General features: G+C 33.3%; 32 protein-coding genes and 1 riboswitch. Of the genes, 26 read left to right on the top strand and 6 right to left on the bottom strand.

Annotated elements, in window-relative coordinates:
- Nucleotides 1–165: 165 nt before the first annotated feature.
- A complete protein-coding gene (locus D9842_RS07685) occupies nucleotides 166–522 on the top strand; it encodes a VOC family protein (protein WP_121662023.1) in 357 nt (118 codons plus the stop codon).
- A 399-nt stretch (nucleotides 523–921) separates the two neighbouring features.
- Here D9842_RS07685 and D9842_RS07680 read toward each other — a convergent pair whose 3' ends face one another.
- Nucleotides 922–1,371: a hypothetical protein gene (locus tag D9842_RS07680; RefSeq protein ID WP_121662022.1), complete on the bottom strand. Its 450-nt coding sequence runs from the start codon at nucleotides 1,369–1,371 to the stop codon at nucleotides 922–924.
- Nucleotides 1,372–2,036: 665 nt separating this feature from the next.
- Between D9842_RS07680 and D9842_RS07670 the strand changes: the two genes are divergently transcribed.
- The 7 genes from D9842_RS07670 to D9842_RS07640 all read left to right on the top strand — a co-directional run bounded on the left by D9842_RS07670 (nucleotide 2,037) and on the right by D9842_RS07640 (nucleotide 7,329).
- Complete coding sequence (locus tag D9842_RS07670; protein WP_121662020.1) at nucleotides 2,037–2,570, top strand: sigma-70 family RNA polymerase sigma factor; 534 nt, start codon at nucleotides 2,037–2,039, stop codon at nucleotides 2,568–2,570.
- Between the two features lie 3 nt (nucleotides 2,571–2,573).
- The gene (locus tag D9842_RS07665; RefSeq protein ID WP_121662019.1) at nucleotides 2,574–2,981 is read left to right on the top strand and encodes a PadR family transcriptional regulator; all 408 of its coding nucleotides are present in this window, start codon (nucleotides 2,574–2,576) and stop codon (nucleotides 2,979–2,981) included.
- A 6-nt stretch (nucleotides 2,982–2,987) separates the two neighbouring features.
- Complete coding sequence (locus tag D9842_RS07660; protein WP_121662018.1) at nucleotides 2,988–4,253, top strand: FtsW/RodA/SpoVE family cell cycle protein; 1,266 nt, start codon at nucleotides 2,988–2,990, stop codon at nucleotides 4,251–4,253.
- A gap of 83 nt (nucleotides 4,254–4,336) precedes the next feature.
- Nucleotides 4,337–5,095 carry a GNAT family N-acetyltransferase gene (locus tag D9842_RS07655; protein WP_121662017.1) on the top strand — a complete coding sequence of 253 codons (759 nt, stop codon included), beginning with the start codon at nucleotides 4,337–4,339 and terminating at the stop codon, nucleotides 5,093–5,095.
- A gap of 282 nt (nucleotides 5,096–5,377) precedes the next feature.
- Nucleotides 5,378–6,106 (top strand): MOSC domain-containing protein, encoded by a 729-nt coding sequence (locus tag D9842_RS07650; RefSeq protein WP_121662016.1) that lies wholly within the window; start codon nucleotides 5,378–5,380, stop codon nucleotides 6,104–6,106.
- A 222-nt stretch (nucleotides 6,107–6,328) separates the two neighbouring features.
- Nucleotides 6,329–6,832 (top strand): DinB family protein, encoded by a 504-nt coding sequence (locus D9842_RS07645; RefSeq protein ID WP_121662015.1) that lies wholly within the window; start codon nucleotides 6,329–6,331, stop codon nucleotides 6,830–6,832.
- Nucleotides 6,833–6,870: 38 nt separating this feature from the next.
- On the top strand, nucleotides 6,871–7,329 hold the full coding sequence (locus tag D9842_RS07640; RefSeq protein ID WP_121662014.1) for a helix-hairpin-helix domain-containing protein: 459 nt from the start codon (nucleotides 6,871–6,873) through the stop codon (nucleotides 7,327–7,329).
- Nucleotides 7,330–7,416: 87 nt separating this feature from the next.
- Here the strand turns inward: D9842_RS07640 and D9842_RS25755 are convergent, their stop codons facing one another.
- Both D9842_RS25755 and D9842_RS07635 read right to left on the bottom strand, forming a co-directional pair.
- The gene (locus D9842_RS25755; protein ID WP_162987354.1) at nucleotides 7,417–7,560 is read right to left on the bottom strand and encodes a hypothetical protein; all 144 of its coding nucleotides are present in this window, start codon (nucleotides 7,558–7,560) and stop codon (nucleotides 7,417–7,419) included.
- Between the two features lie 115 nt (nucleotides 7,561–7,675).
- The gene (locus tag D9842_RS07635; RefSeq protein WP_121662013.1) at nucleotides 7,676–8,002 is read right to left on the bottom strand and encodes a hypothetical protein; all 327 of its coding nucleotides are present in this window, start codon (nucleotides 8,000–8,002) and stop codon (nucleotides 7,676–7,678) included.
- A 57-nt stretch (nucleotides 8,003–8,059) separates the two neighbouring features.
- Nucleotides 8,060–8,145, bottom strand: a riboswitch (cyclic di-GMP riboswitch).
- 208 nt (nucleotides 8,146–8,353) lie between these two features.
- Here D9842_RS07635 and D9842_RS07630 point away from each other — a divergent pair.
- The 14 genes from D9842_RS07630 to D9842_RS07565 all read left to right on the top strand — a co-directional run bounded on the left by D9842_RS07630 (nucleotide 8,354) and on the right by D9842_RS07565 (nucleotide 19,901).
- Nucleotides 8,354–8,923: a nucleotidyltransferase family protein gene (locus D9842_RS07630; protein WP_121662012.1), complete on the top strand. Its 570-nt coding sequence runs from the start codon at nucleotides 8,354–8,356 to the stop codon at nucleotides 8,921–8,923.
- Nucleotides 8,924–9,004: 81 nt separating this feature from the next.
- Nucleotides 9,005–9,643 carry an NAD(P)-dependent oxidoreductase gene (locus D9842_RS07625; protein WP_121662011.1) on the top strand — a complete coding sequence of 213 codons (639 nt, stop codon included), beginning with the start codon at nucleotides 9,005–9,007 and terminating at the stop codon, nucleotides 9,641–9,643.
- 96 nt (nucleotides 9,644–9,739) lie between these two features.
- Nucleotides 9,740–9,880 (top strand): hypothetical protein, encoded by a 141-nt coding sequence (locus D9842_RS26265; RefSeq protein WP_257536004.1) that lies wholly within the window; start codon nucleotides 9,740–9,742, stop codon nucleotides 9,878–9,880.
- 256 nt (nucleotides 9,881–10,136) lie between these two features.
- Nucleotides 10,137–11,063: an MFS transporter gene (locus D9842_RS07615; protein WP_121662010.1), complete on the top strand. Its 927-nt coding sequence runs from the start codon at nucleotides 10,137–10,139 to the stop codon at nucleotides 11,061–11,063.
- A 92-nt stretch (nucleotides 11,064–11,155) separates the two neighbouring features.
- A complete protein-coding gene (locus tag D9842_RS07610) occupies nucleotides 11,156–11,515 on the top strand; it encodes a VOC family protein (protein WP_121662009.1) in 360 nt (119 codons plus the stop codon).
- A 164-nt stretch (nucleotides 11,516–11,679) separates the two neighbouring features.
- Entirely contained in the window at nucleotides 11,680–13,035 is a 1,356-nt protein-coding gene (locus D9842_RS07605; protein WP_121662008.1) for a S8 family peptidase, read from the top strand.
- Nucleotides 13,036–13,424: 389 nt separating this feature from the next.
- Nucleotides 13,425–15,395 carry a peptidoglycan D,D-transpeptidase FtsI family protein gene (locus tag D9842_RS07600; RefSeq protein ID WP_121664983.1) on the top strand — a complete coding sequence of 657 codons (1,971 nt, stop codon included), beginning with the start codon at nucleotides 13,425–13,427 and terminating at the stop codon, nucleotides 15,393–15,395.
- A 104-nt stretch (nucleotides 15,396–15,499) separates the two neighbouring features.
- Nucleotides 15,500–15,793 (top strand): histidine phosphatase family protein, encoded by a 294-nt coding sequence (locus D9842_RS26510; protein WP_306821510.1) that lies wholly within the window; start codon nucleotides 15,500–15,502, stop codon nucleotides 15,791–15,793.
- The gene (locus D9842_RS26505) at nucleotides 15,784–16,041 is read left to right on the top strand and encodes a histidine phosphatase family protein (protein ID WP_306821508.1); all 258 of its coding nucleotides are present in this window, start codon (nucleotides 15,784–15,786) and stop codon (nucleotides 16,039–16,041) included. The genes D9842_RS26510 and D9842_RS26505 overlap by 10 nt, the downstream gene beginning before the upstream one ends.
- 82 nt (nucleotides 16,042–16,123) lie before the next feature.
- Complete coding sequence (locus D9842_RS07590; RefSeq protein ID WP_257536003.1) at nucleotides 16,124–16,564, top strand: GNAT family N-acetyltransferase; 441 nt, start codon at nucleotides 16,124–16,126, stop codon at nucleotides 16,562–16,564.
- Between the two features lie 730 nt (nucleotides 16,565–17,294).
- Entirely contained in the window at nucleotides 17,295–17,888 is a 594-nt protein-coding gene (locus tag D9842_RS07580) for a dienelactone hydrolase family protein (protein WP_121662006.1), read from the top strand.
- 73 nt (nucleotides 17,889–17,961) lie between these two features.
- Complete coding sequence (locus D9842_RS07575; protein ID WP_121662005.1) at nucleotides 17,962–18,816, top strand: MBL fold metallo-hydrolase; 855 nt, start codon at nucleotides 17,962–17,964, stop codon at nucleotides 18,814–18,816.
- Between the two features lie 55 nt (nucleotides 18,817–18,871).
- Nucleotides 18,872–19,663, top strand: coding sequence for a phosphotransferase (locus D9842_RS07570; protein WP_121662004.1), 792 nt, complete (start codon nucleotides 18,872–18,874; stop codon nucleotides 19,661–19,663).
- A gap of 34 nt (nucleotides 19,664–19,697) precedes the next feature.
- Nucleotides 19,698–19,901 carry a hypothetical protein gene (locus tag D9842_RS07565; protein ID WP_121662003.1) on the top strand — a complete coding sequence of 68 codons (204 nt, stop codon included), beginning with the start codon at nucleotides 19,698–19,700 and terminating at the stop codon, nucleotides 19,899–19,901.
- A 730-nt stretch (nucleotides 19,902–20,631) separates the two neighbouring features.
- Here D9842_RS07565 and D9842_RS07560 read toward each other — a convergent pair.
- Both D9842_RS07560 and D9842_RS25750 read right to left on the bottom strand, forming a co-directional pair.
- A complete protein-coding gene (locus D9842_RS07560; protein ID WP_121662002.1) occupies nucleotides 20,632–21,195 on the bottom strand; it encodes a CBO0543 family protein in 564 nt (187 codons plus the stop codon).
- A gap of 508 nt (nucleotides 21,196–21,703) precedes the next feature.
- On the bottom strand, nucleotides 21,704–21,850 hold the full coding sequence (locus D9842_RS25750) for a hypothetical protein (RefSeq protein ID WP_162987353.1): 147 nt from the start codon (nucleotides 21,848–21,850) through the stop codon (nucleotides 21,704–21,706).
- 459 nt (nucleotides 21,851–22,309) lie between these two features.
- On the opposite strand from D9842_RS25750, the gene bioD reads away from it, so the two are divergent.
- The 3 genes from bioD to D9842_RS07540 are packed head-to-tail and all read left to right on the top strand — an operon-like array spanning nucleotide 22,310 to nucleotide 24,958.
- The gene (gene bioD, locus D9842_RS07550) at nucleotides 22,310–22,996 is read left to right on the top strand and encodes a dethiobiotin synthase (RefSeq protein ID WP_121662000.1); all 687 of its coding nucleotides are present in this window, start codon (nucleotides 22,310–22,312) and stop codon (nucleotides 22,994–22,996) included.
- Nucleotides 22,993–24,369: an adenosylmethionine--8-amino-7-oxononanoate transaminase gene (bioA, locus tag D9842_RS07545; RefSeq protein WP_121661999.1), complete on the top strand. Its 1,377-nt coding sequence runs from the start codon at nucleotides 22,993–22,995 to the stop codon at nucleotides 24,367–24,369. The genes bioD and bioA overlap by 4 nt, the downstream gene beginning before the upstream one ends.
- Nucleotide 24,370: 1 nt before the next feature.
- Complete coding sequence (locus tag D9842_RS07540; protein ID WP_121661998.1) at nucleotides 24,371–24,958, top strand: biotin transporter BioY; 588 nt, start codon at nucleotides 24,371–24,373, stop codon at nucleotides 24,956–24,958.
- A 166-nt stretch (nucleotides 24,959–25,124) separates the two neighbouring features.
- On the opposite strand, the gene D9842_RS07535 is transcribed toward D9842_RS07540, so the two are convergent.
- Nucleotides 25,125–25,574, bottom strand: a complete 450-nt coding sequence (locus D9842_RS07535; RefSeq protein WP_121661997.1) for an AraC family transcriptional regulator — start codon at nucleotides 25,572–25,574, stop codon at nucleotides 25,125–25,127.
- Between the two features lie 224 nt (nucleotides 25,575–25,798).
- On the opposite strand from D9842_RS07535, the gene D9842_RS07530 reads away from it, so the two are divergent.
- The gene (locus D9842_RS07530) at nucleotides 25,799–26,503 is read left to right on the top strand and encodes an SAM-dependent methyltransferase (RefSeq protein WP_121661996.1); all 705 of its coding nucleotides are present in this window, start codon (nucleotides 25,799–25,801) and stop codon (nucleotides 26,501–26,503) included.
- Nucleotides 26,504–26,726 lie beyond the last annotated feature (223 nt).

The following is a 26,726-nucleotide window of genomic DNA, read 5'->3' as shown; positions in this document are numbered from 1 at the left end:
TATTCTGAAAATTCCTTAGTTACAGGAATATTTATTATTTCATAAGAATGAATGAATATGATATTTTTCCTTCAATAACGAGTAACAAAAAAAGAGGTATCTCCTTTAAAATATGGAAATTAATTTATATTAATTAAAATATTTTTAGAGAAAGAAGGAATTGTAATGCCTAGAGTAATTGGATTTGAATTAAATAGTCAAGAACCTGAAAAAGCAGCTGACTTTTATTCTAACGTTTTTGGCTGGGAAGTTGCAGACCCTCAATGGGATTATTGGAGTATGACAACAGGAAATAATGATGTACCTGGAATTAATGGCGGAATAGCGAGGGGACCCAATGATTTTCCTCATGGAACTCGAATACAAATTGAAGTAGATTCAATAGACGATGCAATAATGAAAGCTAAAAACAATGGCGCTGTCATTGTAAGGGATAAAATGGAATTTGATCACTTTTATCTAGCCTACTTGATAGACCCTGTTGGACTGGGTTTTGGTCTAATACAGCAAAAAAGTGTATAAACCGAAGTGAACTTTCGATGGTAGATTCCATTATTTAAATAGGCAATACTTAATTATAGGTTTAATTTTAGACAAATTAGCGTTAATCTAAATAGGACTAAAAATAAAAAAGGATAAGAGTATGAATACTAAAGAAGATATTTTAATGAGTGGAACTGGCTAGATTGATGATGACTAAAAATAAAAATATTATTGAAAACAATCACAACGGATCAATGTTAGTTGAAAGTATTCAAAATTAGGGGAAAACCTTTATCTTTCAAGTACCATTATCAAATAAGATTTAGTTTTTTATCAGATAAAAGCACCAATCCCAGAAGGTGGGATTGGTGCTTCTTTCCGTTTAAGATGTAGAAATAGATGAATTTAACTTAGAGGCAGGGGCATGTAAGAACAAATTTATAAATATAACTGAATGCTTTTGTTTTTTTCTTTAATCGTCACACTTATTTCTTCCCAAGCTTTTTGAAATGGATAATAGGGGAAAGCACATTTTAGCTTTTTGTTTAGAGTGATTTGAATTACTTTTTCACCATTTATTTTTCCATATTCGCACTTTTCGATATCATGAATGGATATTTTATATCGATTCCATCCAAAAATGGTAAGAATTAAATGATCTTCTACTAGTATTAACTTTTGACTTTTAATTGCCCAATATAAAAGAAAACAAAAAATAAGATAGATGAAACTTGTTTTCGTGAAGAAATAAAAATTTCCTTGTGTTAACTCATCTCTTAAATAAAAGGTAAGTATTCCTACTGAAAAGGTAAGAATGTAGATCCATAACATAAATTTTATTATTCCGTGTGTATCTGCTTTATAATAGAATTTTTGATTTGAGTTCATATCCTTATTTTTACCTGATTTTTATAAAGATATACAAAATTACATACGAAGATGCAAACGACAACTCTAAAACAAAAAGCTCTTAAGAATTAACAATTGTGTCAAAAGAACAGGGTGTAGGTTCATTCCTTCGTAGGAAGGAATGATTTCTTTTATCACATCAGTTTTAGTCATCAGATATTTTGTATCATTCTATTGATTACATTAGAAATCTCGCTAATTTCTTCATAACTTTTTGTACAATCGGTTTCCAAATTAGTTATTTCAAAACGGTTCGATTTTTCATTAAATTTAATGAGGTGATTTTGAATTCGATGTGTAATTTCACATTCTTTATATTTTCTGAGTGTTTCTAACATAGTTATGATCTGCTCATCATTCACTAGTGTTACCCTCACTTTCTTTATGTCTGAAGGAAATAGTAAAAAATACTTATTAAATAATACGATAACATGGTAAGGTTTTTGGGGAGTTTTAGAAATTTTTGGATAGAAATTGTTAAAAAACACAAGTTCTGAATGATGTAGCATAAAGAATGTTTTTAGATTATCAAGTGAGATTCTATTATTATAAATAGGCAATGGAGAATGTTTTAGATAAAATTCTCAAAAACACAAACTTTTTTAAGGTGGTCTTCGTCTAAGATGTAAGTAGGGGGGACAGATGTGCAGGAAATAACAGTAGAAAGTACTCAAAATGAGAATGTAGACGAAGTGATTGATGAGATGATGAAAAGGTACGGCCAGGAAATATTACAACTCGTCTATTCCTATGTAAATAATAAAGCAGTAGCTGAGGACCTAACACAGGAGATCTTTATTAAATGTTATAAGGCTTATCCAACATTTAATAAAAAATCAAAGTTAAGAACTTGGATATGGAGAATTGCCATTAATCATTGTAAAGATTACCTGAAAAGTTGGTACAACAAAAACGTAATTGTTGCAGAAGAGAAATCAATAGAAACGTCGAGCAATAGAGAAACAATTGAGCAAACACTGATACAAAAAGACGAAGATCATAGACTCGTATCTGCAGTGATGAACCTGCCAATTAAATATCGAGAAGTGATTTATCTCTATTATTACGAAGAGTTATTGATTAAAGAAATTGCCTTATTAATAGAAATAAAGGAAAGCACTGTAAAAACACGTCTCAAAAGAGCCAAGGAACTATTAAAAGACAGTTTGGAGGAATAAAAAATGGAAGATCGTTTAAAAGGGCTTCGAAAGTCAATGGAGAAAACGGCGTTTAAACAGTTGGAATTTACAGAAAAACATCAACATAATGTTCGAAATAAAATGAAGAAACTAAATAGTAGTGATGATGAAGTGTTCTTAGCTGTTATGCAGCTTCTTGTTCATGAAAAAACGGGATATGATCTATTAAAGCACATACGAGGACGAGGTATCCTTAAATTTGAGGACAATGAAGGATTTATTTATACTCTGCTGCATCGTTTAGAACATAATAATTGTTTAATAACTAGATGGGATGACTCAGAAGGAAAACATTATCAACTGAATAATAAGGGTAAAAAACTGTTACAAAAGGCTGAAAAAAACAGCGTAAAAAAAATTGTTGTGTTAAGAGAATTATTAGAGGGGTGAGGGAATATGAAAAATAAAAAACATATCTTCTTAAGTGAAGTCACCACTCATATTAAATCAAAGGAAGCAAGAGAATATGTTACCAAAGAGCTAGATTTTCATTTAACACAAGGGAAGAAAGGATGGATGGAAAAGGGAATAGATGAATCAGAAGCTGAAGAAATGGCCATTGAACAGATGGGAAGTCCGATTGAACTTGGTAGACAATTTAATAAAATTCATCGACCGAGAGTAGATTGGTTGAGTATTATTTTGTTAGTAACAACTTTATGTTTAGGTTTTTTACCATTATTTCCACTAGGTTATATGGACGAAGGACATTTTATTACATATAAGATCGTCTTTACTTTTCTTGGAAGTTTAATAGCTATAGGTCTAATGCTATTTGATTATAAAAAGTTAATCAAGCTAGGATGGTTCTTCTATACACTAGGTATTTTGATGCTTTTCTCAATGTTGACCTTCACAAACACCACTATTGGTGGGCTTCCTGTTTTAAGAATTGGACCTATTACACTAGAAAGCTTGATGGCAGTACAATTTTTTTTCTTTGCATGGGCTTCATTTTTTCATAATAGAAAGTTAAAGGTGTGGCATTTTTCCTTATTATTTTTTGTTTCTACCTATTTGTTTCTTATTGCAAATAGTATAGCTACAACCTTCATATACATTGTCATGGTCATCTCTATGCTAGGATGGAGTAAATTTAATCGAAAAACAATCTACATTATTTGGGGAGGTATGATTAGTTTTTTATTTATAATAGCAGGATTATCCTGGAGATATATGCCTTTATATCTAAAAGATCGGATACTGGGATTTTTAACCCCTGAAAAATATGCAACAGGTGCTGGTTATCCTTATTTATATGCAAAAGAGTTCATTTATAATGCAGGCTGGTTTGGAAACTCAACAGGAAGTGAGTTTATTCCTCAGGCCCATACAGATTTTGTTTTTGTTACCTTTACTTATTATTACGGCTGGATGTTTGCCATGATCCTTGTCATTATTCTCTCACTATTCGTAGCAAGAATTGTCGTTGTTTTTCATCAAATAAATGATTCATATGGCAAACTTCTTCTTGTAGGGGCGGTAACACTTTATGCAGTCCAGTTGTTTAGTAATATCGGAATGGTATTTGGGATATTCCCTATGACTTCAATGTCCCTGCCGTTTATTAGCTACGGATTCATGCCAACTCTGTTTAATGCTGTTTTAATAGGAATCGTATTAAGCGTATATCGTCGTAAAAGCATAATTATAAGTAGCTAGAGTTAATGTGAAAAGAAACATTACGAGCCTAATTGTTTAATGATAAAATTGAGGGAAGACTTTGAAAATTAGGAGAATAATCAATGGAAAAAGTATCATTTGAAGATATTTATACGCTTGGAAAAATAGTGGCTGAAAATGATTTATATAGACACTTTCATTATCCTGAGATGTTAGTTAGATATGATAGTAATTTTATAGAGTTTAAGAAATTACCAACATTACCTGAATTTAAACCAGTTGAAAAGTACTTAAGGGAATATCATCAGAAAAACGGTCAAAAGCATGTTAAGTTTTATTTTCCTGCTAATCAAAAACCAACAACAGAACTTAATGCTTACCTGACGGATGAAGGCTATGAGATTGGGTTTATAGAATTATTTGCTATTCTACCAAAAGACTTCCCAGCATTAACGAATAATCCTGATATACAAATTCAAGCAGTGACAGAAAAAAACGTAGAATTATATCTTGCTCTCCAGTATAAGCATGATTTAGAGTATGGAAGTGAGTTTGCAAAACAAAAAAAAGACCTTATAAAACGTCAATTTAAAGAACCCTATATTCTGCAGGTCTTGGCGTATTATAAAGGAAATCCAGCAGGCTATGTTGATATCATTATCTCAAGTGAAACGGCAGAAATAGATAACCTAGCTGTTGAAGAAGAATTCCGAAACAAAGGAATAGCAAGTAGACTACAAAAATTTGTAATGGAAACATTTCCCGAAAAGACGGTAATTTTAATAGCAGATGGAGAAGACACTCCGAGAGAAATGTACAAAAAACAAAATTATCAGTATTGTGGATTTAAATATGAAGCTCAAAAAGTATACCAAGATTAGTTTTTAATCATGACATAAATGTTTAGGGAGCATTAATCTGAATTCAGGGATTAATGAGCCACACATACAGAAAAGAGTAGTATCTATGAAAATACTACTCTTTTTCATATTAATTGTCAGGAACATTTAAATATGAGAGATTATGAAGGATATCAAGTAGTAGGCTTTATGATTTAGGGTTGAGGGGAAAGTAGTTCAACGCTATATGAAAGAAAGGCGTATTTTACCAAATGTTGTTATACTTTTAGTGTATCAAAAATTAAAATAATGAGAGGTATTACAATGTTAATAGGTTATATTAAAGAAATTATTCGCCATCCTGTAAAATCCTTTTATGGAGAGAATGTACAAGAAACACAAGTTATGGAATATGGTTTATACGGAGACCGTAGTCATGCCTTTTTAGATAAAACGAGACAAGGGAAGTTTTTAACGATCACGCAGTTTCCTGAAATGGCTAGATATAAAGCAAGATTTGTTGGAGAGGAATCGCAAGAAGATTATCCAAATGTTGAAGTAATTACTCCGCAAGGCAAGGTGTTTAGCTGGGGAAATGAAGAACTCACGAAAGAAATAGAAGAAAAATCTAAGTGTAAAATTTCACCGATTACGTTTACCCCGTCACACGTACCATTAGGAGCAATCGAAGAAGAACATATTCAGCTGGTAACGGATGCCTCCCTAAATAGATTAAAGGAAATGTGGGGAAAAACAAATGTGGAACACAGACGTTTCCGACCGAATTTACTAATAGACTTGAATGAAAAAATTCCGTTTATTGAAGAGGAATGGTTTAACAGACAGATAAAAATTGGAAATGAAGTTGAAATAAAATTAAAAAGGCATTGCGAGAGATGTATGATTATTACAGTTAATCCTGAAAATGCTGAAAAGGATGCCACATTACTTAAAACGGTTGCAAAAGAAAGAAATAATCATTTTGGGGTTTATGCTTCTGTTACAAAAACAGGACGAATTCAAGTAGGTGATGAAGTCTTACTTTTAGATTAGGATTAGAGGTATGGCATTATACATACATAGTATACGCTGTTCATAGACGAATAGTTGGGATAAGAGTGCTCTGGTTTATGAGAGTTTGTATATTTAATTAAAATAAAAGAATCTATGGATTGTCGTGTAAGGATAGATTTCATCTTCATTAGGTGTAATGATCATGTATATTAGTGTATAATAATAAGAAAAATTTTCCAGTGGAAAAGGGTGGGAGGATCTATGGAGAAGATAGAATATGAATGGGTCAAACAAACACGTCAGATTTTGTTAGATCAGTGTAGAGAACTGAATAAAGAGGATATGACGAAAGAGTTTGATTTTGGTTTTAAGAGTATTAGAGATTCTCTTGTTCATGTGGCGGGCTGCTATCATGCTTGGTTAGGCTCTTTTGTCCTTTCAGAAACATCATCTCCTTTACTTGCAAAGGAAACTATTTATAAAATGAAAATAGATGATATTCAACGCTATTTTCAACAAGCTGATGACTATGTAGAGAAAGTTTTCGAACAATTCAAAAACAAACTTGATGAGTTTATTGAAAAAGAGCCTGCCTGGAAAGCTGGCAGTGGGGCTATAAGCAAAACTCCCCATCAATTACTTTTCCATTCAATTACACACGAATCGCATCATAAGGGACAAATAGTTGCAATGTTACGTCAGCTTGGTCGTGTTCCAGAAAATACAGACATATTAGGATTGCCTGAAAAAGAATTCTCTATATAAAAATTAAGAAGGTCTGGCTGCAAAATAGGAGGAGAATAATGGGAGTATCTATTAAATTGCTTCTATCTGACGAGGAAAAATCCCAGCTTAGAAGAGTAAAAGTTCGTGTAAATGAGTTATATACTTTTGATACAGAACAAATTGCACAAATGTTGAATATATCGAACACAAGAGCTAAAGCTTTAAAAGGTTTAGCAGAATTTCAAACTGTACCCTCTATTGGTTACAAATTAGCTGAAAAATTGGTTTATAAATTAAATATTTTTTCATTAACAGAAATCAAAGATAAAAATCCTGCTGCTCTTTTTGATGAACTAGAACAAAAGTTAACTGTATGGACTGACAGCTGTGTTGAAGATCAAATTCGCTGTGTTGTTCACTATGCTAATAACCCGAAATGCCATAAGCAATGGTTTGATTTCACTGAAGAGAGAAAAGCATATCGAGAAAAAGTGGGTTTCCCTGAAAACAGACCTAAAAATGCTTGGTATACGTAATAAAAAAACGATCATTTTTCATAAATGATCGTCTTCTTTATGTAAACAAAGTACTCTTTAGTTACATCGCGTCAAATGATAAAAATCCTATTCTTCTTCTTCTCCAATGTCATTTACGGTTTTCATTACCATTTTAATCATTTGGTATCCGCGGATCATTTGATTTGCGTCTTTTGGTGTGATTCCTTCTTTTTCTAACTGCTCAACTAATTTAATCCATTCATTACTCAATTCTAATCATTCCTTAAAATTTATCAATATATGATCGTTAAAAATCGTTATAGATGCCAAAATACAAATAAAACTTTAGTATTTTATATAACGATATGCTTCAAAATATCAGTGCTTATTGGACAATTACTATTTCTCTTGAACCATTGGCTAGTTTGTTCAAATCACTTTTAGCCTTCTCGTAGTCAGTAGTAAGATGGATGATAAAGTTCATTACATTATCATATTCTCCACGTTTACGAATTTCATAGAATACTTCTGGCTTTTCATGTTCAATGATTGTCACAAATGAGACTAAACAAATTTCTGATGCTGTGCTCTTCACTCTTAGAAATTGTTTAAGAAAATTAGTAAAATAAAATGATGATTCCTTTGAATCAGGGTACCTCATTAATAATTGATTAAATTTTTTAATTGCAGCTTGTATCTCAGTATCCTTCATAATAATCCCCCCATTAATAAATGGGTTACCAATCAATCATTATTTAATCTATAAACTATTGGCAACCCGACTGTCATAGTCTTTAAGACTTTAGACTCGTAGCTTTGCGTCCTTACCTTTCGATAAGTTTGCCTTTATCAACTATATATAGGATTTTAAAGACTTTTATCCTATATTTCAACAAAATTCTACAAAATTATTATTTCTTATTTACTATATCTTACTAACATAGCTTTATGTTAAAAAAGAAAGGGATTAATTGGTAAAATGGCGAATGTAAATATCAAATAGCATGATTATTTTTGGTGATATCAAAGTTAATTTTACATATTTTTTATAGGGGTTTTTAGAATGAATGAGAAAGAAATTATTTCAATTGTACAACAGGATAAATGGATGATGGAGATTTTAAGATCTGTAAAAATGTTAGGCTTACCGGATTGGTGGATATGTGCTGGATTTATTCGCTCAAAAATATGGGACACGCTTCATCATTTTAATGAAAGGACGAGACTTCCAGATGTTGATGTGATCTACTTTGATTCTACTAATATAAATGAAGTAGAGGAAAAGATGCTTGAGGAAAAACTAAAAACCATAATGCCAGATGTACCTTGGTCGGTAAAGAACGAAGCAAGAATGCATTTAAAAAGTAATTTACCTCCATATTTATCTTCTGTAGATGCGATATCAAAATTTCCAGAAACAGCTACATCTCTTGGCTTAAAGTTAGATGAAAAAGGCCATATAAAATTAATAGCTCCACACGGAATTAATGATGTTGTAAATTTAGAAGTCAAGCCAACACCTTTCTTTCTAGAATCAAAAGAACGTGTAGAGGTTTATGAAGATCGAATAGCGAAGAAGAATTGGCGATCTATTTGGTTTAACTTAAAGATACACCATATTAGGAACGATTAAATGTTTTTATATGATATTGAGTCTTAACTTAAGCTAAAACAGAGTATAAGTGATCTTAAATTGATTAAAAGAGGGATAGTTATGGATAAGTCTTATAAGATAGCTATAATTGGTGGGACGGGGAAGGTAGGACGTTATCTTGCTTCTAGAGCGTTAGAAAACGGTTATCAAGTCCGTATGCTTGTTAGAAATCCAGCAAAGTTAAGCTTCAGAGACGAAAGGATTGAGATAGTAGAAGGAAATGTGCAAAAATTGGAGGATATTCAAAAACTACTAATAGATTGTCAAGTAGTTATTAATTCTTTTGGCCAGCCAATCAGAGAGAAACCGATTTATAGTAATGTAACGGAAATGATACTTGAGGTAATGGCTGAATTACAAATTGATCGTTATATTGGGGTTACAGGTGGCTCTTTAACTATTAATGGAGATAAAAAGAGCTTTATGAATAGAGTGGGAGCAAAGATGTTTGAATGTATCTATTCTAATATGATGACCGATAAGAAAAAGGAATGGCAAATTCTTAGCCGTAACACGTTAATTAAGTGGACACTAATTAGGCTTCCATTTATAGTTGATGGCATGGAAAAGGGATTTATAAAAGAAAATCTATTAGATATGCCGGGTACTACAATAACAAATCAAGATATAGCGACTTTTATCATTAACCAAGTTAAAAGTCTAGAGTACATACAAAAATCACCCTTTATCTCAAATTAATAAAACCGGGTATACTGATTACTTGCGAATTTAGTGTCACGAAAAAGCTACATCAAAAATGGTAACTTTCTTATTTTTGTAAAGGTGGGCTATAAAATGAATGCAATTATTCGTTGGATTGTTTTTATTTTTCTTATTTTCATTGCTTTTCAGTTGGTAAACAAAGGACTAGAATTAAGGTCGTTTGGAACAAATATTGATGGTGATGGTATCGGAATCCATTTTTTAGGATTTTAATGATAGAGTATCGGAAGGGAATATTTCTACATACGCAGTGGGCTTCTTTGTTAGTAGTATGATTACGTTGCTTGTTGCCTTTGTTTTTCTAGGAAAAACAAGTAATAATAATGGACGAAAAGTAAACAAGACCTAAAAACAAAGTACCTCTGTTATAAAAATCCCAGAACCTACACTCCGACTTTTGGACTGTTTACTCATTTACTGAATCCTCAATGGATACTCATCCGTATAAAAGGGGAAGGGGGTATCATCTTTGATAATGAAGATAAGGAAATTTTTTGGTGTCCTTTTGTTGATCATCTCAGTCATTTTTGGCGCTGTATCAATTGGATTGGGTTATGGAGAACCCGTTGTTATAACACTTATTATGTATTTAATATTAGGGATCTTCCCCTTAATTCTTGCACTTTTATTATTTAAAGGAAAATCAGCTATTAAATTTAAGGTATCTAATTTACGCTCTTTGTTTGTTAATCAAAGAGTGCGAGTATATGTATTAATCACCATCATAACCCCGATTTTACTTAATTTTGTAGATTCATTGGGTCGCAATAAACTGGAGCGACTAGCAGGTCCAGGGAATATTTATTTTGCAAATATTTCAGAAGGATGGTTAGGTTATACGATTGTATTTGTTTCACTTATAACATTTATGTCATTCGCCGGCATTTTTGTGTTAGGTTGGAAGAACAGTAAACATTCACTCAGATATACGTTTATTATTAATCTTATCTTTACCATCCTCATTTCAGTGATGATAAATGATGATTATAAAGCGATTAATCAAGATGAGCTCATTATCAGTACCTTAGGAAAAAAAGAAAAAATTCCATGGTCTGATGTAAAACATGCCTATTTAAAAGGGAAAATAACTAGTGATGGTTTTAAAAAATCATCCGGCAGCAGCTTTAAATGGAAGTTTGAATTTGTTTTGAAAAATGGTGATACTGAGGAATTTGGGCCATTTACTTACTTTAAGTATAACCTTAAAGACTCCTTAAATATTAAAAAGCTTTTAGCAGACAAAAATATATCCTTAACGATAGATCAATTATCAGATGAGGAATGGGAATATGTTCAAATTGATATGGATTATGAAGAAGAAGTAAAGCCAGAAGATTTTTACTCCCTATTTCAGTACGACCCTAAATCAGGACAGTACTACTATATTCACTACTAAAAATGTATTTTTAGGATCGAATAATTGCCTTATTTTTACTAATTTTGGGCATTTTTACATATTAAATTTTAGCGAAAGAGGAGATCTGTTAAATGACGGAACAAGTAACTGGAAAATTTGTTGAGCGTATTGATGCTGTATTTCTTCCTGTCAGGAATCTTGAAGAATCATTATTATGGTATCAAGAAATATTTTCTTTTGATTTACGTTGGAAAAACGATAGAATGTGCGGGCTTTCAATTGCGCCGAATTGTGGTTTTCATCTTGTCCAAATTCCTGACTTTCAACCTATTACGACATACACCCCATTTAATTATGTTGTAAAAGATGTGGAAGAAGTTAGAAATATGCTTATTGAAAAGAAGGTCGTTGTATCTGACTTAAGAACAGGTGAGCCTAAGCGTTTTGATTTAACCGACATAAATGGAAACATGATCAGCGTTATCGAATGATAAAGGACAAGAAAGGAGTTAGTTTTTAAGCTGATTCCTTTTTTCTATTTCATACTAATAGATCTTTTTTTATGTTTGGTCTTATCAGGATGAATATTCGTATATAAATTAGTTTTTGGCTGAAACTATCTTGGTAAATAAATATCTACTAAGGAGAGCTAAAAATGAAAATAAGAGGTTTAGTTGTAACGGCAGTTATTGTATTGCTGATCATTGGTACAATCACCCTTAGTAATACAAGAAAGGATCACAATCAATCAAGCAATAATCTTACCTCAAATCCTACTATTGAACAATCAAATTACAAGCATCTTAATACAAACACGGAGAATCAGATAAATAAAATTGATTCAATTACATTGAATGAGACCCTTGAACAGGAACTGAATAATCATCCCGCTATTTTAACCATTAATCACAGTCCACGGTTACGCAGTCATTTTTATCATGATGAAGTTACGGTTAAATTTAAAGCTTCCCTTTCTGCACAAGAGCTGGCGAAAATTAGCCGAGATATTAACGGAAAGCTTCAAAGTAGTCATCATACCTCTTATATTTTTAAATCTGATCTTAAAAGTCCGTTTGATTTAGTTTCTTATTTTTCTAAAAGAGACGATGTTATTTATGCTGAACCAAATTTTTTATACATGCAGAATCAGCAGCCAAATGATTTGCTTTACCGAGATTATCAATATAATTTACCGATGATTCAAACTGAAGCAGGCTGGAACATCTCCACAGGAAGTGACGAAAATATAATTGCTGTTATAGATAGTGGCGTGGATTTGAACCATCCTGACCTAAGACATAGACTAGTGGATGGCTATAACGTGTTGGATGAAAATAGTCCTCCAAATGATGATAACGGCCATGGAACACATGTTGCAGGAATTATCGCATCAGAGACAAACAATGGATTAGGTGTGGCAGGAATCACTTGGTTTAATAAAATTATGCCAATTAAAGCTATGAATGCAGAGGGATATGGATGTTCCTTTAATATTGCAAAAGGAATTGTTTGGGCGGTTGACCATGGGGCAAATGTTATAAACATGAGCTTAGGAAATTATCAGTACTCAGATATTATGAGAGATGCAGTAGCCTATGCGTTCGAAAAAGATGTGATGATTGTAGCTGCAACAGGAAATGACCATACAGATCAAACGGCCTTTCCAGCTGCTTACCCTGAAGTTTTTAGTGTATCAGCAGTGAACAACATCGGGAATTTTGCCGAGTTTTCAAACTTTGGAACGTATGTTGATGTCGTCGCACCTGGCGTTAATATTCCTAGCACGTATATTGGTCATCAATATGCCGCTCTTTCTGGAACATCAATGGCTGCTCCCCATGTAAGTGCACTAGCAGGCTTAATTCGATCCACAAATCCTGCCCTTACTAATGATGAAGTTATGGCCATTATAAGAAATACAACAACTGACCTTGGACAACCTGGTAAGGATGTTCTTTATGGTGATGGTTTAATTAATGTAGAAGCTGCGCTTAAGCAAGCAAAAGAGTAATAAGTAAATGGTTTAAGTTAGACGATTGAATATATTGTTTTACCAATTAATGCATTAAATGTTGAAATGAGCCAAATTTAATAATGCAGAAGCGCCATTCTTAACAGAAGGCGCTTTTTGATTGAAAACAGATAAGGATTGTTATGTGGAGTAAGTCGCATTTACTAACAGTTAAAAATCTGCTCAAATATTGAATTGATATAAATTTTTGTCAAAGTTATGGTATAATTTAACATTGTAAATAATTAGGTGATTCTTTTAGGAAACTAGAATACTAGAAATAAAAGGTTGGGTTCATATTGAAAAAGGAAAAAACAATTTCTGAAGAAAATAGAAAGGTAAAAAGGTCCACATATATAAGAACGAACATTTTCTTCTTTCTTATTTTTATGATGTTCGTCGCATTAATTGTTCGACTTGGAGTGGTGCAAATCGTCCAAGGAGAGACCTTTTCAAAAGAGGTGTCACGTACTGAATCTGACTATGCAAATTTACCCGCTCCTCGTGGAAAAATGTATGATCGATATAATCGGATTGTCGTGGATAATAAAAGTGTTCCAGCGATTACGTATACAGTGGACAAAACAACAAAAACGTCTGACAAACTCTCAACGGCTATTAATTTAGCAAAATATATTCATTATGACTCTGACTACTTAAAGAAAGAGCTTAAAGAGCGTGATATACGTGATTACTGGTTAGCTTCTCACCCTAAAGAGGCAAAGAAACTGCTAAAAAAAGAAGAGTTAGAATTAGAACCATCGCAAACTTACAAATTACAAGTTGATCGGGTGCCTAAAGAGGAAATAAAGGCGATTGAAGAAAATGTGGATCAAAAAGAACTCGCCTATATATTCACTCGTTTCTCGTCTGGTTATCAATATGAACCACAGGTCGTTAAGTCTTTGAATTTAACAGATAAGGAATTAGCTACAGTGGCTGAGCACCTTGAAGAATTACCAGGGGTAGATGTGATTACAGATTGGGACAGAGCGTATCCCTATGAATCTTTAAAAACAATCTTTGGGAAAGTAACCTCACCAGAAGAAGGTATTTTACAATCCCGTGAAGATTATTACAATGCACGAGATTATGCTAGAAACGAGCGTGTTGGAAAAAGTTATCTTGAATATCAATACGAAGATTATCTGAATTCTAAAAAAGCAAAAATTGAGTACATATCAGATAAAAATGGAAACGTTATTTCAGAAAAAGTTGTACAAGAAGGAAGTAGAGGTTATGATTTAAAGCTATCTTTTGATATTGAACTTCAGCAGAAGGTAGATGAAATTCTAGAAGAAGAATTACGTGCTGCTAGAAGATCATCCGGTAATTTCTTAATGGATAGAGCCTTTGTTGTTATGATGGATCCTTATCAGGGAGATGTTTTAGCAATGGCTGGAAAACAAATTGACCCTGAAAATACTGGAGAGATGTTGGACTTTGCATACGGAACATTCTCTACACAATATGAGGCAGGCTCAACAGTAAAAGGGGCAACGGTTTTAGCAGGATATCAAGACGGAATGTCTCACGGAAAAGGATATTTTGATAAAACCTTATACTTTAAAGGAACACCACCTAAAGGATCTTATAGTCAGCTAAACTATGTAAATGATTTAGATGCCTTAAAACGCTCATCAAATGTCTACATGTTTTATGTTGCGATGAGAATAGCGGATATAAAATATGTAGAAAATGGTCCATTCAATGCTTCTAATGAAGATTTTCAAAAGTTAAGAAATTACTTTGCTCAGTTCGGCTTAGGTGTGTCAACAGAAATTGATCTTCCTCAAGAGTCATCTGGTCTTATAAATACTCCAGATAATGCAGGTAAATTACTTGATATTGCAATAGGACAATTTGACACATATACACCTCTACAGCTGGCACAATATGTTTCGGTTATCGCTAATGGTGGTTACCGTGTACAGCCAAGAATCGTTACAAGTATTCATAGCCCTATAGAAGAAGCAGGATTAGGACCGGTGGCAATAGATAAGGAGCCGGAAATTTTAAATAAAGTAAATAACTCAGAGGAAGACATTAACCGTGTTCAACGAGGATTTAAACTAGTCGTAACTTCAGGTACGGCTAAGAACATGTTTGATTACGATGTTGCTGGAAAAACAGGAACATCTCAAACTCTTTACTATGGTCCTAAGCGAGCTTATTGGGGACGAAAAACGAATAATCTAAATTTTGTTGGCTACTATCCATCCAATAAACCTGAGATTGCATTTAGTGTTGTTGTTCCATGGGCAGGTACCGAGAAATATCCAGTTAACAAAAAAATTGCTAATCGTATCGTTGGTGCTTATGTAGACTTGCAAAAGAAATATGCAAATGAGGTGAAATAGCCATAATGACTAGCTGATAGAAAATTTTCGTATGTCATTAACTGAAGGGTAAATTATATCTCTAAAAAGTTAACCTGTAAAAGAGAACTTGGGGGAAACATCATATGAAAAAAATATATGTTGTGAGACATTGTGAAGCACAGGGACAAGATTCGAATTCAAAACTAACTGAAAAAGGATTGATTCAATCAAAATCCTTATCTGATTTTTTCTCGACTACTAGAATAAATAGAATCATATCAAGTCCTTATATACGTGCCATTCAATCAGTAGTTCCAATAAGTGAAGAAAAAAACATAAAGGTGGAAATTAACGTTTATCCGAACGCATACTTAGTACAAGGAATTTACCTGACTGGCTTGAAAAACTTAAAGAAACATATGAAGATTTGGACCTGAAATATGAAGGGGGAGAGTCAAGTAAAGAAGCTATGGACCGAATAGGGCAGCTTGTTGATGAACTATTTAAAAGTGAAACGGAAAACACATTAATCGCAACTCACGGAAATTTACTATCTCTACTACTAAAAAACTATGATAACAGCTTTGGTTTTCATTGCTGGAAGGATCTTACTAATCCAGATGTGTTTCTATTAACCTATAAAAATAATGAAGTAACAATTGAGCGTTTATGGAGAGAGCTTTAAATATACGGATTTTCGTATTTTCAGAAGGAATTACCGAGCTTTAAATGGAATATATATTTTACAACTTTCTAGGAGTGTTTAAATGAGTCATTCACCTATGGAAACAATACAAGAGTTAATAAATAAAGAGCAATGGGTAGAAGCGTTTCCGATTATGAAACAGTTGCGTACTGATTTGACTCAAGAAACATACTTGGAGTTACTTGAGGAAATGAGGAAAGATGGATACTCTCTGTTTGCTTTGTATAAGGATAATCAAATTGTATCTCTAGCTGGTTTAAGTTGGAGAGTTAACTTTTATAATAAACGTCACGTTTTTGTTTACGATTTAGTTACAGATCATGCTCACCGTTCTTATGGATACGGGGAGAAATTACTAAGTTATATACATAATTGGGCAAAAGAGAATGGCGCAGCATATGTGGCATTAGAATCTGGAATTCAACGAAATCATGCTCACCGTTTTTATGAAAACAAATTAGATTATGACAAATGGTGCTATTCATTTCGAAAAACATTGTGAGATTGAGGATTTAAAAGCCACAACAAATGAAATAAGACCTATGAAAGGTCTTTTGTAGGAGTATTGTCATTTGTCTTTTGAGTGTTTTGCTTTTCCATGAATTTTTGAAAACCATAATTTAAAAGAGCTAGTGCATAGGAAATCATAAAAAGAGTTGTTGAATTGAACTTTTTTAGCTTATAATGTCCAATTTTTTGAAAAAATGTATTTAAAGGATAAGCAAAAATAAGATCTATAAATAAATTACATATAGCATATAAAGGGAATTTTCCATATGTAAAATGAAAAATCCAAAGATTAGTTGTAAAAAAAAGCCCAAATATAAAGGTTAAGGCGTCAAAAACTAAATTTTTGGTACCTCCTTTTACTTTCCACCATTTATATACCATGCTTAGGAGTGTTTCTATTAATAATAGGCACGAGCAAAATAGTGAAACAGGCAGATACCTTTTTAAAGATTGTTTTGGTAAAAAAAGAAAGACAATACCCCACATGACAATTGGGGTGATCATTCTGAAAATGTTGGTAATCAATATAATCACTCCAGAAAACATTTCTTGTTTTTATGTTTTACATAATAGTAGATAATATTCATCTCCTAATCATTTCAAGAAGTGTTGAAGAAATAGTATTTTTCACACAGAAATTTCTTAAAGCACAACTTGTTAAAAGAGGTGTGCTTCTTTGGTATATCCTGTAAAATGGATATAAAAGGTCTGTGAGGTTTATCGTGATCGCAAAAAATAAACATTCGAAAACAGTTATAATCGTTATTCATGAAATTTATGGGTTAAATGACCATATAAAAGGAGTGTGTGAATCCTTCTTTCAACATGGGTATGATGTGATTTGTCCTAATTTAATCGAACAAGAGGAACCTTTTACATATTTGGAAGAAGATATTGCTTATCGTCATTTTATAAACAACATTGGCTTTGTTAAAGCTACAGGAATGATTCATTCCTTACTCTCGGAAGTTAAGGACAATTATTCAAAAATTTTCATTGTCGGTTTTAGCGTTGGAGCAACGATTGCATGGTTGTGCAGTAATCATGAATCTATTAACGGAGTTGTTGGATATTATGGGTCGCGTATTAGAGACTACTTAGACCTTGTACCGTCTTGTCCTACATTATTATTTTTCCCTCAAGAAGAAATTTCGTTTGATGTTGATTCATTGATAACAAAACTAGAAGAAGCAAGTGTAAACGGACTTAAGCATAATGGTTTACATGGATTTAGCGATCCGTTTTCTAAGAATTATCATCTAGAATCTACAAAAAAAGCATATCACACTATGATAGAATTTCTGAGTGATCATTAATTGATTTGTTTATTCTGAATGCAATAGAGAGTGAAAAGGTAGTCGCTGACGTTCAATGAAGGGGGATTGAAAGATGAAAATTGAATTTCTTGGAACTGGTGGGGCAATCACCATACCACGACCATTATGCAATTGTCACGTTTGTTCAGAAGCTAGAGATAAAGGGGTGCCTTATAGTAGAATGGGTCCGAGTATTTTTGTTCATGGTCCTAATCTATTAATTGATACACCAGAAGACATTTATCATCAAATAAATCGCTCTACGATCAATGAGGTTAGTGGAATTACTTATTCACATTGGCATCCAGATCATGTAATGGGCAGGAGAATTATTGAATCGTTAAGTGCAGATTGGATTAATGAACCTCCTCAGCATAAAAAAATAGACATTTACCTTCCTGATCAGGTAGAAAAGGATTTCAAAACATTTCTTGGTAGTGGAGACCATTTAAATTTCTTTGCCTATCAAGGATTTGCTGATATAAAGAAATTGAGAGACGGTGAAAGTTTTTCGTTAAATGGGACAAAAATTTCTCCATTTCGTTTGGCGGAGGATTATGTGTATGCGTTTATACTTGAAAGTGAAAATAAAAAAATACTTATTGCTATGGATGAATTAAATAATTGGAAGCCCGAAAAAGAGGTATTAGATGTTGATCTTGCCATTTTACCAGTGGGGATTTTTGAATTTCATCCATTAACGGGTGAAAGGCTAATGCCTAAGGATCATCCCGTTTTCAAGGAAGAAGCAACTTTTACAGAGACGTTAGAAGTAGTCAAGATTCTTAATGCAAAAAAGGTATTATTAACACATATTGAAGAGCCTAATGGATTAAGTTTTAGTGATTTCAAAGAATTAGAAGCACAGTTACAAGATTCTGGTATAAATGTTGAGTTTGCACATGATACTCAAATAATAAAAGTATAAAAGCCTAGATAAACTGAGCTCAAGCGGCATGTCTCTAGTCTTGGAGGAAACTTTAATGAGTCAATACGAAAACGAAAAGATGCTAACCGGAGGAAATGTCTCAAACGTATATCGTTCCGGAGATACGGTTCGGCGTGAGGTAAAGCCAGAAAGCACGAAAATTCACAAGCTATTAAAGCATTTAGAAAACAAAGGTTTCCACAATGCACCTAAGTTTTTTGGAATTGATGAAAAAGGAAGAGAGATTTTATCATTTATTGAAGGAGAAGCTGGCAACTACCCCTTAAAACAATATATGTGGTCTGATGATGTACTATCAGAAATTGCGAGAATGCTCAGACTTTATCATGATGCCGTTCGTGATTTTCCTCTTGATGAAAACTGGCAGCCAATGGATCACACGCCTGAACCATTTGAGGTCATGTGTCATAATGATTTTGCAATATATAACATTGTGTTCAATCATAAAAAACCAGTCGGTATAATCGACTTTGATGTTGCGGCTCCCGGCCCAAAACTTTGGGATATCGCATATACACTTTACACTTGTGTTCCATTAAGTAGAGTTTATCAAGCTGAAGAAGGAGAGCTAGTTCATTATCACTCGTCACAGCATGCCTATCGTATCAAACAAAGAGTTAAATTATTTTTTAAATCGTACGGTGAAGCTATCGAAGAAGGATATTTAGACATGGTCTTGCTGCGATTAGAGGGATTATGTGCCTACATGAAAAGAAAAGCGAGTGAAGGTGACACCGGTTTTCAAAAGATGATCGATGAAGGACATCTAGACCATTATGAAAAGGATCTTGAATTTATCCGCCAATATGGATCAGAATGGTTATAAACATGTTTTATAAATAAATTTTTTTGGAGGAAAAATGCTTACATTAATTGTGTATGTGATCCCATTAATAATACTAGTAACTGGCTTAATATTGTATTTCACTGGCCGTTCGAAAAATAATGCCTTATTAAGAGGAATTGGCATTGGAGTCATTGTGTCTTTGTTAATCCTTGAGACTCCAGATATGATTCAGGGCTTTATTGAAGGGTTTAGCGATGGATTGAATTCAAATATCTAAAATGGACCTATTATATCGGTCCATTTTTTGTTGGCTCTGTGGGAGATGAACGACAGAAGTGATACGGAGGGAGTAAGTTGTGTCGTTCATTAGCGGTATGAACGACAAAAGTGATACGGATGGAGAGAGTAATGTCGTTCACAAGCGGTATGAACGACAAAAGTGATACGGATGGAGCGAGTAATGTCGTTCATCAGCGGTATGAACGACAAAAGTGATACGAATGGAGAGAGTAATGTCGTTCATAAGCGGTATGAACGACAAAAGTGGCAGGAAAAGAGCGAGTAATGTCGTTCATAAGCGGTATGAACGACAAAAGTGGCAGGAAAAGAGTGAGTAATGTCGTTCATCAGTAGTATGAACGACAAAAGTGATACGAAAAGAGAAAGTAATGTCGTTCATTAGTAGTATGAACGACAAAAGTAATACGAAAAGAGAGAGTAATGTCGTTCATCAGTAGTATGAACGACAAAAGTGACAGGAAAAGAGCGAGTAATGTCGTTCATAAGCGGGATGAACGACAAAAGTGGCAGGAAAAGAGTGAGTAATGTCGTTCATCAGTAGTATGAACGACAAAAGTGACAGGAAAAGAGAGAGTAATGTCGTTCATCAGTAGTATGAACGACAAAAGTGATACGAAAAGAGCGAGTAATGTCGTTCATCAGCGGTATGAACGACAAAAATACATGAAAAGACCAAATACTGTCGTTCATAAAAAAATAAACGCAGCTTATTTTGAGGTCTCTTTATTTAATCTCTTAAAAATATAAGAAATAAATCTCGCTGCTAAAAATAGCAGTAAGTACAAAAGAAATAAGTGAATGTAATTCACGTTTTGATACATTTTAAAAAATCCTGTTTGGACCATTATAGGTTTAATTACAAAAGCAAATATTCCAGAAACTAAAACAGAGTACAAATAGAACTTAGTTTTATTTTTCAAAGTAAATTGATAGACGAACAGGTAACAAACCGGCACTAAAGAGGTATCGATTGAAAGACTGGGTAAGGATGGTATGATTTGATATGGATAATTCCAATACCCCATGTTAATTCCATATAAATCACCAAGACTAATTAAAATGTGAATACTGTAACCATAAAAGCCGATCTCAAACGCTTTATTTCGGTCAATTTTAAAGTACGTTACTACCAAAGGGAGGAGAAATAGCAGTAGTAACAACCAAAATTGCCAAGTAGATGGTCCAGAGTATTCTGTCCAATAGCTATTAAGGAGTTCAGTACTGTTTTTTCGTTCATTTACGATTTGGTCAAATTCACTAATTCTATCCATTGCTTGACCCCCAAGAGGATTTTTGCCCTTATTATAACCAAAGTAAACGATTTATATGAATTACATTACAATCTACCGAATTTTCTTCTAATAAATGTCAACAAAAATAATAACAGTGGCAAAGACACACCAATCATAAAATAGTGTAATTGCACGCACTCATTTCGAAACGATATTTGATGCAATCGTTATTGTTTGAACAATAAAAATTATACCGAGTGGATAGAAATTTAGGTAGCCGTTGTTTTAAGTAGGTTGGACTTACCACAACCATTTGCACCAATAATATGATGTGCTTGGAATGACGACACTACCATGTAAAATCGTTTATTTTTCGGTCCAGCTGTGATTCCTTCTATGTGTAGAAACCCAAAAGAACATGATAACCTGATTACTTATCATCAGTTCATCATGTTCTTTTGGACATTGAAAGGAGTTACTATAATCGAATAGTGTCCTTTCATTCATGTACTTTTCCTCTATAATACACTCCAGCTTAGCTCAACATTCATTTAATAACGAAAATTAAATCTTCCTTTTTTGCTAAAGTTATTTCGTACGTTTTTGAATGTTGTAGCTCACAAAGTCCATTATCATGGTCATAAAAAAAGAAATAAATTTCACCTTTATAAATTACTTTTGATCCTAATTTCAATAGTATCTTCCTTAATTTTGAATTTTCCCGCGTTTTTTACTTAATAGTTTTGAAGGATTATAAAAAATGGACCCTTTTTCCATTTTTAATATGTTTTTTATTTACCCTTTTTTTAATCTTTTAAACCTGTCTTATTTCGTAGTTCACAAGAATAGAGAAGGAGTCAACTTTAAGAGAGGTTTTAATAAAAGGGTAATCAGTTTACACCGTTCGTTCGCTGAAACAACCTATCTATTGAAAAAGAATTGGGGTAATGGAGATAGTGGATACATCGTAGTGTGGGGAATGAGTGGTTAACATAATATTTGTTATGTTGAATACTGTAGTTCTGAGTTAGAAGAATAAGGTTATTTATTACTATAAAGGATTATTTTCCTAAAACTTAAAATAGGTATACCAAAAAACTCTAAATATATGTTAACCTAAAAATATTATAGGTTAACATATGGAGGGGTATCGATGGCAAATCACTTTTGGGTTGTAGGGACTGATACTGACGTTGGAAAAACAGTTGTAACTACTTTTTTATTACGATATTTTCAAAAAAAGGGGAAAACACTAGCTTACAAGCCTGTTCAAACAGGCCTTGTTCAGGAAAAATCCCGTTCATATTATGCTGACACTGAATTCTATCAAACTTACAGCAGGGTTCCCCTAGTGAAAGAACATTTAAATACATATTCTTTTAAAGAGCCGGCTTCTCCTCATTATGCAGCAAGGCTCGAGAATGCACTTATTGATGAGGGTGTCATATTACAACATATTGATAAAATGAAAGCTCTTTATCAGTATGTTATTTGTGAAGGAGCAGGTGGCTTATTTGTTCCGCTAAATGAAAACTTTCATTTTCTCAAACTCATTGAAGAATCGCGGTTACCCGTTATATTAGTTGCGAGAAGCTCGTTAGGTACAATCAATCATACGTTACTTTCTATCGAGTCACTTACTAATAGAAACATACCAATTAAAGGAGTGATCTTTAACCAGTTTACTAACACCGAACTTGAGATTGAGAATATCCGAACGATTCATAAAATGACGAGTATACCGTCTATGATTATGCCGCAATTAAAAAATCTTACTGACCTTAAAGAATTAGAAATCAACAACATCGATGAACTATTTGAAAGGGTGGCTAGCCTATGAATTCTTCAAACTTACAAAAAAGAGATGTAAATCATATCTGGCACCCATGCTCACAAATGAAGGACTATGAAGAGTTTCCTCCGATTGTGATTAAAAAGGGGGATGGAATTTATTTATACGATGAAAATGGAAAACAGTACATGGATGTGGTTTCATCATGGTGGGTAAATTTATTCGGGCATTCAAATCAAAGAATTAGTCAGGCTTTATCGCAGCAGGCTTTTGAACTTGAACATGTTATTTTTGCAAACTTTACGCATGAACCTGCTATTCTACTTGCTGAAAAATTAGTGAAATACACACCAAAAGGCTTGAACAAAGTCTTTTTTGCTGATAACGGTTCATCAGCCATTGAAGTAGCATTAAAAATGAGCTTTCAGTATCATATGCAAAAAAATAAACCAAATAAAAAACGATTCCTTTCCTTAACAGATGCCTATCATGGAGAAACACTTGGAGCACTATCAGTAGGAGGGGTGGGCTTGTATAACGAAGTCTTTCAACCTCTTTTACTAAACACAGTCAGAGCACAAGGACCGGATTGTTATCGATGTCCATTTAATCAAACACCAAATCATTGCGACACCCCATGTATCTCGTTTGTTGAAGAGCAGCTAGAGAAGCATGCTGAAGAAATTACAGCGATCATTATAGAGCCTTTAATTCAAGCAGCTGCAGGAATGAAAATGTATCCACATTCCTATTTAAAAAGATTAAAAAAGTTATGTTTACAATATGATGTTCATTTAATTGCTGATGAAGTAGCAGTTGGATTTGGCCGAACAGGAACTTTGTTTGCTTGTGAACAAGCCGGCATTACACCAGACTTCATGTGTTTATCAAAGGGGTTAACTGGTGGATATTTGCCATTATCTGTTGTGATGACCACAGATGATGTGTACGAGGCTTTTTATGATGATTACGCAAGTATGAAAGCTTTTTTACATTCTCACAGCTATACAGGAAATCCATTAGCCTGCAGGGTAGCCCTTGAGGTTTTAAACATCTTTGAGGAAGAAAATATCATTAAGGAAAACCAAGTAAAGAGTATCTATATGCGGGAAAAAGCATCTCAAGAGTTTTCAGATTTACCGTATGTTGGTGAATATAGACAAATTGGTATGGTCGGTGCTATTGAGTTAGTCAGAGATAAGGAGACAAAAGAGCCCTTTCCAAGCAAAGAACGAGTGGGGTATCAAATCTATCGAATTGCTTTAGAGAAAGGCTTGTTATTAAGACCACTTGGAAATGTTCTTTATTTCATGCCACCATACGTGATCGAGAAAGAAGAAATAGACAAAATGATTCAAGTAGCAAGTGACAGCATACAAAGTTTTTTTGAAAACAGTAGTGTAATGACGAGGTGCTTTTAAAATGAAAAAGAGCTCAACTGTATCATTGGTAACCGTGTCTTTATTTGCTTCACTTTCAGCGATAGGTGCTTTTATCAAGATTCCATTGCCGTATGTTCCGTTCACTCTACAGGTGTTATTTGTCTTTTTAGCTGGTAGTTTGCTAGGCAGTAAAAAAGGATTTCAGAGTCAGTTGATTTATGTAGCGATTGGCTTAGCTGGATTACCTGTTTTTACTCAAGGGGGAGGAATTGGGTATGTATTACAACCCACATTTGGCTATTTAATCGGATTTATGGCAGGTGCTTATGTTGTTGGAGCAACTGTAGAGCGAGTGTCAAACCCTAAAATCTTGCATTTTATTATCGCAAATTTTGCTGGCTTAGCCGTTGTTTATTTTTTTGGTGTCATTTATTTATATATAGCCTTAAATACATGGATGGGTATTGAAAGCAGCTTCGCACATGCTGTAATGATTGGTTTTGTCTATAGTATAGCTGGAGATCTTGTTATCTCTATTATTGCAGGATTTCTTGCGATTCGATTATATAAAGCCTTTCAATCGATGGGAAACAGAAAATATCCGATTCAAAAGGAAAGTTCGATGTGATAAATTCGAAATCAGGAACGAAAAAAAATTAGTTGGTCACTATCAGTAAAGCTATCAATCATAGTTTTGCATATACGCTAGCAGGGGGAAATTGATGATTATATCTATAAAAGAAGAACAAGTTGCTATTTCTGATGTAGCAGCTTGTTCTTTTCTTAGCAGGAAACTACTGTTTCAAAGGTACACAAATTTCACAATAAGGATTAGAGGTCATATCACCTACATATCTCTCCATAATTGGTTTGTTGTCAAATTGATATCCATTGCTTTGTAGGGATGAAAATATCTCCTTATATGCTTTTTGAATTTCTTCTGCGGTATGTTCCACTTTGTAAACGAGGTATCTTCCACCCGGTAGTTCATTTTCCATAATTGTATCATCTAGTTGAAATTCCTCTGAAACCACAATGCAAGCATCAAATCTACAGTTCTCAGGAACTGTTGTTTCAGGGTTGTCTTGTGGAATGGCAAAAATTGTTGCCGAATCAAGAAGTTTTTTCTCTTTAGCCCATGCTTTTAATTTCTCCATCACTTCATAATTTGCAGATCCATAAGGTCCAACTCGTCGAAGATAAGCTACTCGATATGTTGGAAGTGTTTCGATTTTACTTTTCATAAACGTTTTCTTCCCTTCACACTTTTTTTGGTACATTTTTACAGTAATATGATATAAAATGTTATTCAATTGAATTTTTAAAATTATTTAAGAATTACATGAAAATGCAAAATAATAGAAAACTGTGTCAAACAAATGAGGATAATTTTGAGGTTAAAAAAAGGTTAACATTTCCAATTAATCGTGTTAATATAACACTAATCTTTGACAAGAGGTGAGTGTAGTTGAGTAAAGTTGAGCAGAGTACAAAATTAGATTTAGAGCGTATTATTTTTATTGGAAGAACTTTTGAAGAGTATTTGGATATGTTTTCTCTTTCAGAAGAAGAGCTTAAAGGAAAGAAAATACTCGATTGTCCAGCAGGGGCTTGTTCATTTACTGCAGGAGGTAACAAAGCTGGTTTAGACGTTACAGCCTGTGATATTGCGTATGATCATTCCTTTGAAGACCTTAAAAATAAAGGCCTACAAGATGTTGAACATGCAATGGAAAGTATCCAAAAAGCGAAAAATAAGTTTAAATGGAATTATTTTAAGAGTATAGAACAGCTTAGAAACCATCGTATTAGAGCTCTACAAGATTGTGCTCTTGATATGAGTAAATCGGAGGAAAGATATATTCCTGCTACTTTACCTTCGTTGCCATTTGATACAGAACAATTTGATATGACACTTTCTGCTCATTTTCTATTTATGTATGGAGACCGCTTAGGGTATCAGTTCCACATCGAAACACTAAATGAGTTACTAAGGGTAACAAGAGAGGAAGTTCGTATTTTCCCTTTAGTTGATTTAGAAGGGAAAAGATATGAGCATTTAGAAAAGATAAAAGAGTACTTAGCTATGAATGGCTGTAGGGTTGAAGAAGTGAATGTTTCATATGAATTTATGACAAATGCGAATGCGATGTTAATAATCAAAAAGGGTTAATAAAGACAGGACAACGTGATAAACGTTGTCTTTTTTAATTTGCTTCAAATTTTTTGTAGAAGAACACTTTGTTTTATCCAAATTAGTAGATTAAAAAGACTAGAAAAAATATGTATCTATTTTAAAGATGGTCTTTTTTTACAGTATTTTATATAATATTATTGGAAGATTAGAGAAAAAGGAACTAGTTATTTAGCAGCGAATAGTGGGAGGATTCATCGTA

It is taken from the genome of Metabacillus litoralis (assembly GCF_003667825.1).
GTDB classification, from domain to species: domain Bacteria; phylum Bacillota; class Bacilli; order Bacillales; family Bacillaceae; genus Metabacillus; species Metabacillus litoralis_B.
Note: the sequence above shows the minus strand (reverse complement) of the source record. Positions and strands in the feature narration are given on the sequence as shown.